The sequence below is a fragment of the Yersinia sp. 2545 StPb PI genome, from assembly GCF_052217125.1.
Lineage (GTDB): Bacteria > Pseudomonadota > Gammaproteobacteria > Enterobacterales > Enterobacteriaceae > Yersinia > Yersinia enterocolitica_E.
This window is the reverse complement of sequence record NZ_JAZGPY010000001.1, coordinates 790556-805785: the sequence shown is the minus strand read 5'-3', so window position 1 is coordinate 805785 and position 15230 is coordinate 790556. Positions and strand designations below refer to the sequence as shown.

Sequence of the window (15230 nt, the reverse complement as noted above, 5' to 3'; positions counted from 1 at the left end):
CAGCCGATGCTCTCGTCGGCTGTCTATCAGTACCTCAGTTTACGGCGTAATGACATAACCAAAGATACGCCGCCACTCTACATCACCTTTTTCGATATAAACGCCCTGCAATTCAGGCGAGAAGCCGGGCAATAAATTAATCCCCTCTTCCAACGCCAGGAAATAACGCTGTACCGCCCCGCCCCACATTTCACCCGGCACCACGCACAATACGCCTGGTGGATAAGGGAGTGCGCCTTCAGCAGCAATGCGCCCTTCAGCCTCGGCAATAGGGATTAGCTCGATATTATCGCGAATAAACTGGATATTGGCATCTTGCGGGTTCATTAATACCGGCGGTAAGCTGGCTTTGCGGAACATATCCTTTTGCAGTTGTTTAACATCATAGCTGACATAGAGATCATGCATTTCTTGGCATAACTGGCGTAGAGTGTAGCCGCGATAGCGCTCTTCATTCTTACGGTATATCGTCGGTAATACATCACACAATAAAGCATCTTGCTCCACGTAGCGCTCAAACTGAACCAGCATATCAACCAGATGTGCCATTTTTGCTGGATTTTCTGCCGGTGTTAGCAGGAACAAAATTGAATTCAGATCGCATTTTTCCGGCACAATGCCATTTTCACGCAAGAAGGTAGCCAGTATCGCTGCCGGAACACCAAATTGGGTATATTGGCCGCTGTTAGCATCGATACCCGGTGTCGTCAGTAATAACTTACAAGGATCAACTAGATATTGGTCTTGGTTATACCCTTCAAATCCATGCCAACGTTCATTAGGCACAAAATTAAAGAAACGTGTGTCATTGGCAATAACGTCCGTATCGTAATCTTGCCAATTTTTACCACCGACAGTGGGAGGAATAAATGGCCGCAACATTGAGCAGCGTTCTAATAATAGTTTACGCGTATCGATGCCCAACTTGACACAATCCATCCACATGCGGCGGCCACTGTCACCAGAATGAATTTTGGCGTTAATATCCAGTGCAGCAAATAATGGGTAGAACGGGCTGGTTGAGGCATGCAACATAAATGCATTATTAAAACGTTTATGATTACAGTGCCGTTTTTGCCCTTTGATATGATTATCTTTTTTATGTACCTGCGAGGTTTGGGAGAAACCAGCCTGCTGCTTGTGCACTGACTGAGTCACAATAATCCCAGGGTCATTTTCATTTAAATCCAGCAATAGCGGTGAGAAATCCTTCATCATCGGAATAAACTGTTCGTAACCTACCCACGCAGAATCAAATAGAATGTAATCACACAAATGACCAATAGTATCAACCACCTGACGTGCGTTATACACCGTGCCATCGTAGGTACCCAACTGAATGATCGCCAATCTGAATGGCCGCGCCTCTTCTGCTCTTTCTGGGGCAACCTCCCGCAATTGCTGGCGTAAATAACGCTCGTCGAAACAATGAGCATCAATACCACCAATAAAACCGAACGGGTTGCGGGCCGTTTCCAAATAGATTGGTGTCGCCCCAGCCTGAATCAGCGCACCATGATGGTTGGATTTATGGTTATTACGATCGAACAATACCAAATCACCACGGGTCAATAAGGCATTAGTCACGACCTTATTTGCAGCCGATGTACCATTCAAAACAAAATAGGTTTTATCCGCATTGAAGACCTTAGCTGCATATTTTTGTGCATCTTTAGCTGCACCTTCATGGATCAGCAAGTCACCCAGTTTGACGTCTGCGTTGCACATATCTGAACGGAAAATGGTCTCGCCATAAAACTCAAAAAACTGGCGACCGGCAGGATGCTTACGGAAAAACTCGCCACCCTGATGCCCTGGGCAAGCAAAAGTTGAATTATTCATCTCGACATATTTTTTCAATGTTGAGAAAAATGGCGGTAATAGATTTTTTTGATATTCACTGGCGGCAGCTTCTACCTGAGCATTGTAAAAAGCTTTGTTTGCTTCGCCGAGCGTAATAATCCCCTTAATCAGAGGCAAATAATCGGCAGAAACCGTCTGTTGTGCCGTGACAGCAACAAAAGTAGGAATAGCAAAACCCAGATCATGCAACTTTGACAATATACCGGCATTGGCATCTTCAACCGACATCACCACAGCGGCAACATCAGTAAAATCAGTTTGATTGAGGTATACCATTCCCCGCTGGCTTTCTATATAAGAAGCCAAACGAGCACTTGTTGCTATTTTTAATAGTGTCATGTCACTTACTCTCAAACGGTCAGGTATGAGGCTGCCATTTTGGCATGTATATGACATCGCATAAGGTGAAGATTTTATGCAATGCCGGCAAATTGATATCTATTACGCACACGATCACTCGCTCAAATAGAAGCTAGAATAGTGAGTTAACTGGTCTTCGCATCGACCAATAGACATCAGTAAAATCAGAGATCCAGCTCTATTTTTAATAATGCCTAACAGTGAACGACAGATAGCCTTACCGCATGGAAGTAACAAGGAACTTAACAGCAGATAAACAGGAGAAATAGCATGAGAAGCGCTCATTATGCATTGAATAGTCTACTACTGTCATAACCGCCTCCTGCTTACTTAATCGAAATGATATGGATTAGAGGGATGAATAGTAACGCTAAATTTTCGCAATAATTGCATGTTTTGCCGGTAGGTTCAACCTTGCAGGCCAATAAAAATGCACTTTTAGTGAATATCTAAGCCATTGTTATTTAACACACTAAAAAATAAAAAATCTATAAATCAAGTAGATGAAATATGTAGATGCACCATAAAAATTAACTTCCCAACAGTTTTCTCGCTATTTTTGCATGAAAAGAGAGCAACCGATCGCCTTTATAAGAGAAACTCATTGACGACTTGCCGCCAATACGGTTTAATGCGCCCCGTTGCCCGGATAGCTCAGTCGGTAGAGCAGGGGATTGAAAATCCCCGTGTCCTTGGTTCGATTCCGAGTCCGGGCACCACTTTCACTTCTCCCCACGTCTTCTGAATTCAAGTAAACTCCTTTATAATCACTATATACTCAACATTAATGCATTTTAAGTTCCACTGAGGTCAACCTACATCCACACCAATCAAGTGATGTTTGGGGGCTTAACTGGGGGCTTATCTTGTTCAATGTGATTTAGGGGCCCCCAAATGCCACTCAATGCCACTCAATGCCAGACAAGTCGAGACTGCAAAGCCGAAAGAGAAAGATTACAAACTCACTGATGAGCGTGGCCTTTTTCTGCTGGTCACCACCAACGGTCGCAAATATTGGCGCTTGAAATACCGTGTATCAGGAAAAGAGAAAAAACTCTCTATTGGTGTCTACCCTGATATCTCATTAGCCGAGGCCAGGCTAAAGCGTGAAGAAGCACGAAAACTCCTCGCCGAGGGTCATGACCCCAGCGAGCAAAAACAGCGCGAGAAGCAAACCAAAAAATTCACAGTAGAAAATACCTTCCATACCCTCGCTACTGAATGGCATACCTACAAATGTACGTCATGGTCTGCAAGCTATGCAGAAAGCGTCCTGGAGGCCCTTGAGAAGGATATCTTCCCACATGTAGGGAAACGCCCTGTCACAGAGATCCTCCCGCTGGAAATGCTTCAAGTGCTGCGCCTGATAGAAAAGCGCGGTGCTCTGGAGAAAATGCGTAAAGTGCGGCAATTCTGTAATCAGATTTTCCGTTATGCCATTGCCACTGGCCGGGCAACGGTGAACCCTGTGGCAGAACTGGCCGGAGCCTTGAGTCCCCCCAAAACAGAGCACTTCCCTCATCTAATCGCCAGAGAGCTTCCTGAGTTCCTTCAGAAGTTGGCTGAATATCACGGTAGTCCCCTCACCCGCCTCGCCACTCGACTGCTTTTATTGACCGGTGTTCGCACTGTCGAATTGCGGGCAGCAGAATGGCAAGAGTTTGATTTCGACAACGCTCTGTGGACAGTACCGGAAAGTCGCATGAAAATGCGGCGTAAACATGTCGTTCCCCTGACCCGGCAAGTCGCAGCCATCCTGCAGGAACTTCAGAACGTGACTGGAAGCTATCGGCTGGTTTTTCCAGGACGCAACGACGTCAATAAGCCCATGAGCGAAGCCAGCATCAATATGGTGCTAAAGCGTATTGGTTATGATGGTAAAGCGACAGGACATGGTTTTCGTCACACGATGAGTACCATTTTACATGAACAGAGCTATAACTCAGCATGGATTGAACTCCAGCTCGCACATGCAGATAAAAACAGTATCCGGGGAACCTATAACCATGCTTTGTATCTGGAGCAACGGCGGGAAATGATGCAGTGGTATGCTGATTATATCGACTATCTGGAGCATGGGGGGAGTTATGCCAAAGCCATCCGCTGAGCAGTAACCTGTCTCACAAATCCAACAACGTCAGTAATGATACTGGCGTTGTTGGTTTCTGCTGCTGCTTATTTTTTTTCATTGTTACCATAAACGTCGCTTGGTGAATAAAACACCATCAACAAGACATTACTCCTCATGGCTTAGGTGTGTGATCATGGTTTCCAAGCGATGGCCTGCAGCGCGTTGATTGAGTCTGGTTTATGGTCACGGGATGCGGTGGAGCAGCAAATGAGCCACCAAGAGCGTAATGGCGTTCGGGCAGCGTACATTCACAAAGCAGAGTTTCTGGATGAGCGCAGATTGATGCTGCAATGGTGGGCAGATTTTTTGGATTCCAACAGAGAAAAAGCGATGAGCCCGTTTGATTTTGCAAAACAGTATGTCCCACAGTAATAGCGCATGCCTTGCTCCCTGCTTGCTCAAGTATCTTATGACATAAAAGCCAACCGTCCCCTATTTATTGCATAATATCTGAATAGTAACAGATAAGGATTTAATCTGAGTCTAGGCAGGATATGTCTAGACTCCGTTATAAAAGGGCAATTCATTTTTTGTTTATATTAGTGCTAATCTAATTATTTCCTCATAGATACAATTCAATTCACAATTTGTAGAAAGTTAAATATCGCTAATATGTATTCGGTAGTATCATATCCTTATAAGGACAGGGGCTTTTATGTAATTCATCTTCCATTGGGATTTTCTTGCTGGTACCAGCACACTGGATGACACCCATCGATATATAGGCATACTGTCAAAAAAACTAACCTACTGGAATAAATAGAGATTATGGACGTAGAAAATTCACTTTTTCAAGGCCGCTTATCCTTAGAAGAAAAGCTTGAGCGGGCACGCACAGAGTTATTGGATCTTTCTGCACGAAATAAACTGCTAAATATTCCTCGGTCCAAGACAGCAAAAAGCATAGAGATTATTGATGAACGCTCTGAACAGATTTATCGCCTTCTATTACAAGAAGGGAAAGCATTTACTTTCCTATCAGGGCGTAGTGGAAAAGTAAATGGGGAAACTGAGGCTCTTCCCGAGGACGAATATACTGACTCAGATTTACAGCAACCAGAAGACGATGAGTCAGATGAGCTGCGTGCAGGGCACATCGATACGAAATTTCAAACACGTATGACCCCAAAAGGTTTACAAACACGTTTATTAGACCTCTACCACGACTCACGGACATTAGAAGAAGAGCAAGGGGTTAATATTCTGTTTTTAGCACTGGGCTCATTAAAATGGGTGGATCCAAAAAATAAAGAAAACATCCGTTTTGCTCCATTAGTACTGTTGCCGGTGACACTAGAACGCGGTACTGCTGGAGAGCGATTTAAGCTAAGGGCCAGGCAAGAGGAACTTCTGCCGAATCTATCGCTTGAGTCTTATTTGGACAAAGTCCATCAGCTTAAATTACCGACTTTTGATATGGCAGATGACTTCGATATTGTCGGTTATATGAGTGCCATTGCTAAAGCGGTTGACACCAAAACTGATTGGGCGGTACAAGCGAACGATATAACACTGGGTTTTTTCTCTTTTGCTAAATTTTTGATGTATCGTGATCTTGATCCTGAGAGTTGGCCAGATGATAGCAAAATCACTGAACAACCCATTGTTCGTGCACTGCTGTCCGACGGTTTCGAAACTTATGATACGTTGATTTCTGATGATGCTTCTATCGACCTGCACATTCAGCCAAAAGAAATGCTACATATTGTCGATAGTGATAGCTCCCAGACATTGGCTGTTCACGATGTGCGCAAGGGCCGAAATATTGTTATTCAAGGCCCCCCTGGTACAGGGAAATCGCAGACAATTGCAAACGTAATTGCATCTGCAATTGCAGATGGTAAAACCGTTCTTTTTGTTGCCGAAAAAATGGCGGCGCTGGATGTAGTCAAACGACGCTTAGACCATGCGGGTGTGGGTGATGCTTGTTTAGAATTACACAGTAACAAAGCCAATAAGCGCGCTTTGCTGGATGAATTAAAACGGGTGTGGGAACTGGGTTCCCCCCGAGGTGAATTTCCAGATATTTTACTGGAGAACCTGACTGCTTCACGAGATGTTTTAAATGAACATGCTCGCCGTCTGCACGAGCAATATAATCCATCTGAGTTAACACCTTATCAGGTTATGGGGCAACTCGTTCGCCTGCGTAGGGCAGGTCAACAACCGGTTGATATATCACTTGTCGGGGCATTGAATTGGTCGAGCAACAACTATAATAAGCGCCTTGAACTCGTGACCGAATTAACCCAACGTATCCATGATATTGGCGTGCCAGATCAGCACCCTTGGTATGGCGTAGGTCGTGAAGAGATTCTTCCTATCGAAGTCGAACGCCTGATCCCACGATTAAGTCAGCAAAAACAACATATAGAAGCCTTACAATCTGAATTAAAGAGTTTGGCGGAAACATTAGAGATATCACCAGAGCCGCAAACATTCAGTGAATTAAACCGTCTTAAAACCGTTGCTGAAATCGTAGCGGGTGCACCATCATTATCACAAAATGCACTTACCTCCCCAGTATGGAGTTCAGACATTCAAGCGGTGCAAGAACTTATTTCTTACGGGCTACAATTTCAGCATGATGCTGCAAAGCTTGCCGATGCGATAACTCTTAAAGCTATAGATATACCATTAGATTCTTTAGATGAGGCTCTATCCAAGCTTCCACAAGATTTTTCATACTCCGGATTTAAAGCTGCAACGGTATTGAAAGATTTGCTCCCAAGATTGGAAACTGAAGTAAGTCGCCTCCAGAAAGAGTTAGGTACCAAAGGTGTTTACCAAACCTTTAATGATATATCACGATTAATAGCCTTGGCTGACCGGGTAGCAGATGCGCCAGAAGCCAGTTCGGATGCGTTTATTGCATCTGTCTGGGATCATGGGGTTGAGCAAGCATCAGAGCTCGTTGATGCAATTGCTACCCTAGAATTGATAAGAGCAACATTGGATACAGAGTTGCTTGATATCGCTTGGGATACAGATGTAAAAACGGCAAGAATAGTATTAGCGTCTCAAACCGGACCATTGCGTTTTCTCAGTGGAAAATGGCGCAACGCCAGAGCGCTGGGGCGTTCAATTATAAAAAACCCTAAACTCCCAATACCAGACCTGGTAAAGCTGCTCGATGACCTTTTGAAAGGGCAAGCGGCACTCAGTAAAATCAAAGAGGGCAATAACTTTGGTCAATCTGCTTTTGGGGCTGACTGGAGAGGCGATCGCAGTAAAAGTGAGCCACTGAGAGCACTTGTCGAATGGATGAGAACATTAAGAGGGTTCGGGGCAGAGCCGCGTGTATTAGTAAGCCAGTTAGCTGATCGTAATGTCGTCAAAGCCAGAGCGACACAAGTCAATAATTTGATAGTCGAAGTTGAATCAGCATTGAACCAACTCTGGGATGCTTACTCTTTAAGAGTAAGCGATTACTTCAACGATGAATTATCGGTGGAACGAGTCCCCTTGCAAAGAATAGAAGAGCAAGTGGATCATCTCATCTGGATCAATTGGCTATCTCATCAGGTGTTGCAGTCCCCTCCTCAGCGTATTGATGAGCATAGTCAACTCATCATGCGAATTATTGAATTACAAGCACTAGCCCTGAAAATTTCTAACTATGACCAACTAGGTCGACAAGCTTTCGATAATGTTTGGCAAGGCGTTAATTCCAACTGGGACGAATGTGAGCAAACAGCAACGTGGATCCAACAATATTCACAGTATCGTTTTCTGGCTGCAACGCTTTTCAATGAGCGTTATATGCTCATTGAATCGGTGGAACACCTGTTGAATGAAAGTGAGTCAATTTTAACAGATATTGAAAAAATATCTGATGAACTACAGGCTAAACTAGAAATACTATTCAAATCGCCTTCTTCTGAGCTTTTAAGCATACAAAACCTATATGAAACACTTCATTCGTGGCTTGTTCATTCAGAGCAGTTATCCAAGTGGGTCGCCTATCAGCACCGCGCAACCAACGCCCGAAACTCAGGATTAGGAGAGTTAGTTGATCGGTTATCCAGTGGTCAGCTTTCTTTAGCAGAGGCGCTACCCACCATGGAACGTGCCTATTATGAAACTATTTTGGCTTATATGGTTGAACAGGCACCTGAACTGGCTCGTTTTGATGGGGAACTTCATTCCCGATTAGCGATGGATTTCTCAACACTCGACCGGCAACGTATTAAAGCAGCCAGTATCGAAGTCGTTCGTGCCCATCATCGGCGGATCCCATCCAAAGAAGGGGGGGCTGGGCCCGTTGGGATTTTAAGGGGAGAAATGGCTCGCAAACGCGGACACATGCCAATACGGCAATTGATGCAAAAAGCAGGTTCTGCGATACAAGCACTTAAACCCGTTATGATGATGAGCCCATTATCCGTAGCACAATTCCTTGTTCCGGGCAGGCAAACCTTCGACTTATTGGTCATGGATGAGGCGAGTCAAATCCAACCTGTTGATGCCATTGGTGCTATTGCTCGTTGTAAGCAAGTCGTTGTGGTTGGCGACGAGCGGCAATTACCGCCTACAAAATTCTTTGCAAAAATGACTGAGTCTAATCCTGATGACAGCGATGAAACGACTCAAGTCTCAGATATTGAAAGCATACTGGGTCTTTTCGTGGCACGAGGATTACCTCAGCGCATGTTGCGTTGGCATTACCGTAGCCGTCACCAATCATTAATTGCTGTATCAAATAGTCAGTTTTACGAGAATAAATTATTTATTGTGCCGAGTCCTTACACTCAAGAAGCCGGGATGGGATTACAGTTTTATCATATTCCTGAGGGTATTTTTGAATCTGGTGGAGCGGGAACTAATATCATTGAAGCTAAACATGTTGCGAAGGCTATCTTACAACATGCAAAAAATAGCCCTGAGTTATCCTTAGGTGTAGCCACATTTTCCGTTTCTCAGCGTAAAGCCATTCAGGATGAACTAGAAATTATCCGCCGCTTAAATCCTGATCTAGAGAGTTTTTTCTATTCCCATCCGAGCGAACCTTTCTTTGTTAAGAACCTAGAAAACGTTCAGGGTGATGAGCGTGATGTCATCATGATTTCCGTGGGATATGCCAAAAATGCTCAAGGGTATATGGCTATGCGTTTCGGTCCATTAGGGGCAGAGGGAGGGGAACGGCGTTTGAATGTCTTGATTAGTCGAGCTAAACGACGCTGCGAGGTCTATGCCTCAATAACAGATGAAGATATCGACCTTGAGCGGGCAAAAGGTAAAGGGGTTTTTGCCTTTAAATTATTCTTACAGTATGCGCGTACAGGGCGGCTTTCAGTGGCTCAACCAGGGCTGAGGGAAATGGACAGTGTCTTTGAAGAACAAGTTGCTGATGCTTTGCAATCTGCTGGATATCAAGTACATCCACAAGTCGGTATTGCTGGCTTTTATATAGACCTAGGTATTGCAGATCCCGATATGCCAGGGCGATACCTCATTGGTATTGAATGTGATGGCAAATCCTACCATTCTTCACGTTCAGCCCGGGAACGTGATCGCTTACGCCAGGCTGTGCTTGAAGATCATGGGTGGATTATCCATCGCATATGGAGTACTGATTGGTTCCAAAGGCCGGATGAGCAGCTACAAAAAACACTTAATGCTATTGAATCAGCAAAAATAGAATTAGCGACCAGACTTGAACAAGGTGCAAAGTCGCGGCGGGCTGTTCCGGTAGAAATTATTACTGTTGACCGTGGTCCGATTACAGAAATTGGTCTTGTTGATGTCGATTCATCGACTCTAAGTTCCAAGGAATATATTGAAGCTAGCCCGATGAGGCATTCAGCCTATGAGTTACATGATACTCCAGTAGGTCTTTTGGCAGACTTAGTCGAGCAAATTGTGGCTATAGAATCCCCTGTTCATTTCAGTGAAGTTGTGACTCGGTTAAGGACAACATGGGGCTTACAGCGATCTGGTGCACGTATTGAAGCTGCTGTTGATCAGGCGGTATCAGTCGCCTGCTCTAAAGGAAATATTGTTAGAGAGGATTCTTTCCTTTCTATCCCTGGTTCGTCACCAGTACTGCGCAATCGTCAAGGTGTGCAGTCAGCGGGGATACGCAAACCCGAAATGATTGCGTCCCAAGAAATTGCGGCAGGGATCCGTCAAATTATAAAAAATAATTTGGGGGCTACAGACGATGAATTAGTGATAACCGTTTCACGGATGCTAGGGTTTAAATCGACAAGTAGTACACTCAGAAAAGTGATCAGCGATATCATCGAAGAACTCGTTGCAAATGGAACGCTATACCGCGATCAAATGATGATTGTAGAAAGTTCCAGTAACAAAGAAGCTGTATAAAGCTAAGTAAACATGGGCTTTATTTGTATTAGCCCAGACCTGATCTGACAGTTACCGGTTATTTATACAGGTATCTGTCAGATTAAGTCTGGTTCAGATTCTTTTCTGTCCCCAGCGCCCCCAAACATCACAAAAATTATCGCAAACGTGATAATGGACACAATTTTTGGATAACAAGCACTACCACTCAGTATACCATGTACCACTTGCAACGCTTGGCACAATGCATTAAACACCGTGAGTTACGCTGCTTGAGACGATAACCATCACTGTTGTATGACTTTCTTCAGACTGGTACTGAGCGCATTATTTTTATGCCATGTAACAAGCAAATGCTGAGTCGCTCGTGTAAATCCGACATATAAGCGACGGGCCTCATCAGCTAAATCCAGACCATCATTGAGTATATGGCTGCTGTCGATAACCGCCACTGAGTGAAACTCTAATCCCTTACTGCTAGGTAAAGGTAAAATACACACTTTATCATTTGACGGGTTATACCTCTTTTTATCGTTCGCAGTGAAAAGATGGGTGTGAGGGATATCTGTATTCACAAGTGAATAGACCCAGGTTTTGTAAACACTTTTTTGCCTCATAATGGAGGCTCAATGAAGGCGTGTTTATGTCAGTCAGAAATTTCACTGAAGGATTCAAAATTGGAGCCGTAAAACAGATTAACGAGCAGGGATAACCGGGCCCGATTAACGGTACGGATTATCCGACTTTATCTTGCACTTAGCATTACTGCTGCTGAGTCAGCTTATTACTGTTACAACCTGTGCTATTACATTCGCACTCCACGCTTTTCAGGAAGTTGATCCGATCCTGCATGGTTCTGTTTGAGCAGGAGAGGTACAGTCGTGAAACGTCGCTACATTCGCTATCCCGATGTTGTAGCCACTGGATTTGCGATTGCTTCAGTGTCTGTTTTGCTGTTGATTCAGCAACCCCATTACTTTCTTATATTCAACATTGAGTTTTTGATCCAACTGGACCATTTCCAGTGATGCGCAGTAGGTTTTGTCATAGGCATTACGTGAGTTATCACAGCCCCCAGCCAGTACGCCAACTGATACCAACAGCAGTGAACATCCCAAGACTGTTTCTCTAATCACTTTGCACTTCTCCCTATTATAGATTGATCCGAAGACATCTTGAGCCAATGTCTCATTTTTGAATAGTCTGACAGACAATAATCAGTGATTGGAAAACTCATTCGATGACATAAATAAACGACACAGAAAAAGTAATATTCCCCAGCCAGTATAAAAAAACCTTTTGGTGATGCAGTACAATGTGCAAGTTGCACATATAGGTAAAAAAAGGAAAATTGCAAATTCAACTATAAAATTAAAATATAATTTATATATGAAAATAAATCTGTTGTGATAAATATAGTGTTATAGTACTTATTTTAATAGAAGTTAATACTATAGTAAAAAAATTCACCGTTGTGTTTCTCTATACTTCAAGTAATATAAATTTAAATTTTCAATATCAAATTTTCTACATATGCTGCGTCGATAAGCACTCACAGTTTTATGGCTGATAAATAACTTTTTTGCTATCTGATTGTTATTTAACCCAGAAATAATAAATTTCAATGTTTCACTTTCTCTTTTAGTCAGTTGTGATTTCGCCAAAATCGTTTCAACACATTTCATTTTATTAGTGCTATCAATAGTATTGCAGCATATCTTAAGTGTTTTTTTAATATCATTAAGTTTACTATCCCTGTATAAAAAAGCATCATAAATGACAGGTAAATTACATAAGTCAGCATAATTTTCGCAATACAAAATAACCGTGGCATTTTCAAAACACTTAATTTTCAATAAGATAGAATGCACATCCTGATGATACATCCCATTAATATCAAGTAATATCAACCACGGATTAGCATCCATTTCTTTTATCATAATGTTAATAGAATTATGTACTTTAATATCAGAATCTACTGACGGAGAAGATAATTTTAATATTTCAGATAAAAGAACTTTAAAGGAGAATGTAATTAGATTGCATTGACTAAAAATAACACAGTTCATGTTTCAATACCTTTTATTAAATTAAAATTCAATCAATTTATTTTTATAAATGATAACAATACTTATCATCAGTCAGAATGATATAGTCACCTTATGGGATGGGATTGGCTTTTTTTGTTTTTAATTATTCACTCTGCCATTGTAGGATAATTAAAATTACATGTCTTACATATAGTGAATATACTCACATCTATAGCTTGCTAGATAGCCAATCTAAAAATAGGCCATTGTTACTTATTTTAAATTATCCTATTTCAATAGCGAGTAGCCCAACTCTTCGCGGTTCTGCCCCGCCGCCTCCTGATAGCGCAGGGTTTTGGTCAGAGCGAGCAATGTGGACTGACGCGCATCCGCCAACTGGGTCAACTGGTCGAGTGTTGGCCCACTGGAGACTGTTGAGGTTCAGCCAGGCGCTTGTGCCGACGGAAAGCCTTATCCAGCAAAGGGCTCAACCGGATAACCCAACGATGCAGAGGGGAATGGTCAACGATAATACCTTGTTCTGCCATCATTTCTACCAGATTACGCAGACTCAGGGCGTAGGCCAAATACCAGCGAACAAACTGGGCGATGACATCAATGGGGTAGTGCAGGCATTTCAAGGTTTTTCTTATCAGAGATATTTCAGATAACACCTTAAAAACTGTATATTGACCGACGACAGCTTAATGTAACACAACCCTCTTGACCGCTTTTATGCTGTTACCCAGCCACCCGCAGCCAGGCAAATAGCAGCGCCACCATAATCACAACCACAGCCGTGGCAATCACTAAACGTTCAGCAAATAGACGTCGCATCGGTAAACTCCTCAGGCAAAACTGTAGCGTTCTGAATGATACTTCGACATAGGAACACCGATTTCATTCAGTGCAGACTCGATAGCATCCATCATGACATTGGGGCCACATATAAAATACTCGTGACTGGCATAGGGAGGGGGCAAGTGCCGTTTGAACACCTCGGCATCAATGAATCCTTTTTCCCCTGTCCAGTCTGGCGCGGGGTTCGACAACACATGAACCACGACCAAATTAAGCCGTGATTTTAATGCTTCTAACTCTTCACGAAAGGTGATCGATTCCCAATCTTTGCTGCCATAAAGTAGCAGGGCTGGCCGTTGGTCACCGCGATCAGCCAGTGTTCGCAACATACTCATCATTGGCGTTATCCCAACACCACCGGCGACCAGAACATGCATGTCTGCCGGATTTCCTAATGTGAATGCTCCATAGGGACCATCCAAATAGACCCGTTGCCCGATGGGGACTTTAGGTATGTTAGAGGTAAAATCCCCCAGATTGCGGATCGACATTTCCACGCGCCCGTCACTCACCTGTGCGCTGGATGAAAAAGAGAACGGATGGGCGGTAATGTTAAACGGGCTACCCCAAATGGTTAACCAACCGAACTGTCCGGGAGTGAAACGAAAACCGTCATGGCCATCGGGCATCATTACTAAGGTGGCGGTATCACCCCGTTCCTGCCGTACTGCTACCACGCGATAGGGGCGTCGCAATATAAACAGCGGTTTGACTATCCGCACATACAGTAGCAAACCAAACCAAAATAGAATCAGGCCAACCCAAAGTGCTCTTTTTAATGGGTCGTCGAGGTAAAACCCCCAGCCAACCATATGCATGACCCCGGCAACAACCGCCACTACGGCCAGAATAATGTGAGATAAATGCCAGATTTCATAGCGTATTTTTAGTTGAACTCGCCACAATGCGGTAATAACCAAAGCAATTAATGCATAGGTTGATAGGGCGGCAAAACGGGCTCGCCACGGCGCGTCGAAGGAGTTTAGTAGTGCCAATAACTCTGGACGAACAACAAACAGGATTAAGGGATGTGCGATAACCAGCCCGACTGCAATCAAAGAGATTCGGCGGTGGAAGTGATAGATAATATCCTCACCCCAAGGTTCGGTGACATAACGAAAACGGGCAGTCAGACCAAATTGTAGCCCCATTATTGCCAATCCGGCATAACCAAGGGCAATCGAAAACTCCGTCCAGAAATCTCGAGCTGGGGGTAATGTACCGGTTAATAATGCCAACAGAGGGGCCAGAATAAAAAAAAGGTATATCCCAACCCAAATGACACTACGCACAGCATAAGTCGACATATTGCTCACACCAAAATTATAAATTACATATTAATAAGTATACTAAGCGAAACACAGAATAAGCATTATAAACATAGTCATAATGATCTCTGCTATCATACACCAATAGATATTATTCTTGGGTGAGATGACTTAACCGGTTCTGTCGAATTAACAGAGTGGAGGCGGAAAAATATTTTCAAATTGTGGCCTGATATATAAATATAAACACTAAATAATATCATACAGTATAATGACTAATCCTTTGATTAGCTAATTTCTGGCGTTTCATTTTATATAAAACACGTTATAAAATATGAAATAAAAATATTCACACTAAGGATAACATATGGACTACTCTAGCAAGAATGAAGCAGCCTATAGGCTGCAAAT

At 43.3% G+C, this 15230-nt stretch carries 8 protein-coding genes, 1 tRNA gene and 2 pseudogenes; 4 read left to right on the top strand and 7 right to left on the bottom strand.

What is annotated here, in order from left to right; genetic code table 11:
- Positions 1 to 39: 39 nt before the first annotated feature.
- A complete protein-coding gene (gene speF, locus V1955_RS03450) occupies positions 40 to 2202 on the bottom strand; it encodes an ornithine decarboxylase SpeF (protein ID WP_442820528.1) in 2163 nt (720 codons plus the stop codon).
- Positions 2203 to 2866: 664 nt separating this feature from the next.
- On the opposite strand from speF, the gene V1955_RS03445 reads away from it, so the two are divergent.
- From V1955_RS03445 to V1955_RS03430, 4 genes and pseudogenes are all read left to right on the top strand, one after another.
- A tRNA-Phe gene (locus tag V1955_RS03445) sits at positions 2867 to 2942 on the top strand.
- Positions 2943 to 3127: 185 nt separating this feature from the next.
- Positions 3128 to 4330 carry a tyrosine-type recombinase/integrase gene (locus tag V1955_RS03440; RefSeq protein WP_442820527.1) on the top strand — a complete coding sequence of 401 codons (1203 nt, stop codon included), beginning with the start codon at positions 3128 to 3130 and terminating at the stop codon, positions 4328 to 4330.
- Positions 4331 to 4477: 147 nt separating this feature from the next.
- A pseudogene (locus tag V1955_RS03435) lies at positions 4478 to 4726 on the top strand (tyrosine-type recombinase/integrase); the annotation flags it as partial.
- A gap of 396 nt (positions 4727 to 5122) precedes the next feature.
- The gene (locus tag V1955_RS03430; protein ID WP_442820526.1) at positions 5123 to 10681 is read left to right on the top strand and encodes a DUF3320 domain-containing protein; all 5559 of its coding nucleotides are present in this window, start codon (positions 5123 to 5125) and stop codon (positions 10679 to 10681) included.
- A gap of 266 nt (positions 10682 to 10947) precedes the next feature.
- Here the strand turns inward: V1955_RS03430 and V1955_RS03425 are convergent, their stop codons facing one another.
- The 6 genes and pseudogenes from V1955_RS03425 to V1955_RS03400 form a co-directional block, all read right to left on the bottom strand.
- Positions 10948 to 11277 (bottom strand): 3'-5' exonuclease, encoded by a 330-nt coding sequence (locus V1955_RS03425; protein ID WP_442820525.1) that lies wholly within the window; start codon positions 11275 to 11277, stop codon positions 10948 to 10950.
- Between the two features lie 145 nt (positions 11278 to 11422).
- Complete coding sequence (locus tag V1955_RS03420; RefSeq protein WP_442821417.1) at positions 11423 to 11587, bottom strand: hypothetical protein; 165 nt, start codon at positions 11585 to 11587, stop codon at positions 11423 to 11425.
- A gap of 11 nt (positions 11588 to 11598) precedes the next feature.
- Positions 11599 to 11796 (bottom strand): hypothetical protein, encoded by a 198-nt coding sequence (locus tag V1955_RS03415; RefSeq protein ID WP_442820524.1) that lies wholly within the window; start codon positions 11794 to 11796, stop codon positions 11599 to 11601.
- A gap of 330 nt (positions 11797 to 12126) precedes the next feature.
- A complete protein-coding gene (locus V1955_RS03410; RefSeq protein WP_442820523.1) occupies positions 12127 to 12729 on the bottom strand; it encodes a LuxR C-terminal-related transcriptional regulator in 603 nt (200 codons plus the stop codon).
- 410 nt (positions 12730 to 13139) lie between these two features.
- Positions 13140 to 13352, bottom strand: a pseudogene (locus tag V1955_RS03405) (IS6 family transposase); the annotation flags it as partial.
- A gap of 186 nt (positions 13353 to 13538) precedes the next feature.
- Positions 13539 to 14858 (bottom strand): ferredoxin reductase family protein, encoded by a 1320-nt coding sequence (locus tag V1955_RS03400; RefSeq protein ID WP_083162517.1) that lies wholly within the window; start codon positions 14856 to 14858, stop codon positions 13539 to 13541.
- Positions 14859 to 15230: the final 372 nt, after the last annotated feature.

Coding starts and splice junctions, on each gene's coding strand:
- V1955_RS03410 (WP_442820523.1), bottom strand. CDS start 12,729: ATGAACTGTGTTATTTTTAGTCAATGCAATCTAATTACATTCTCCTTT.
- V1955_RS03425 (WP_442820525.1), bottom strand. CDS start 11,277: ATGAGGCAAAAAAGTGTTTACAAAACCTGGGTCTATTCACTTGTGAAT.
- speF (WP_442820528.1), bottom strand. CDS start 2,202: ATGACACTATTAAAAATAGCAACAAGTGCTCGTTTGGCTTCTTATATA.
- V1955_RS03440 (WP_442820527.1), top strand. CDS start 3,128: ATGCCACTCAATGCCAGACAAGTCGAGACTGCAAAGCCGAAAGAGAAA.
- V1955_RS03430 (WP_442820526.1), top strand. CDS start 5,123: ATGGACGTAGAAAATTCACTTTTTCAAGGCCGCTTATCCTTAGAAGAA.
- V1955_RS03400 (WP_083162517.1), bottom strand. CDS start 14,858: ATGTCGACTTATGCTGTGCGTAGTGTCATTTGGGTTGGGATATACCTT.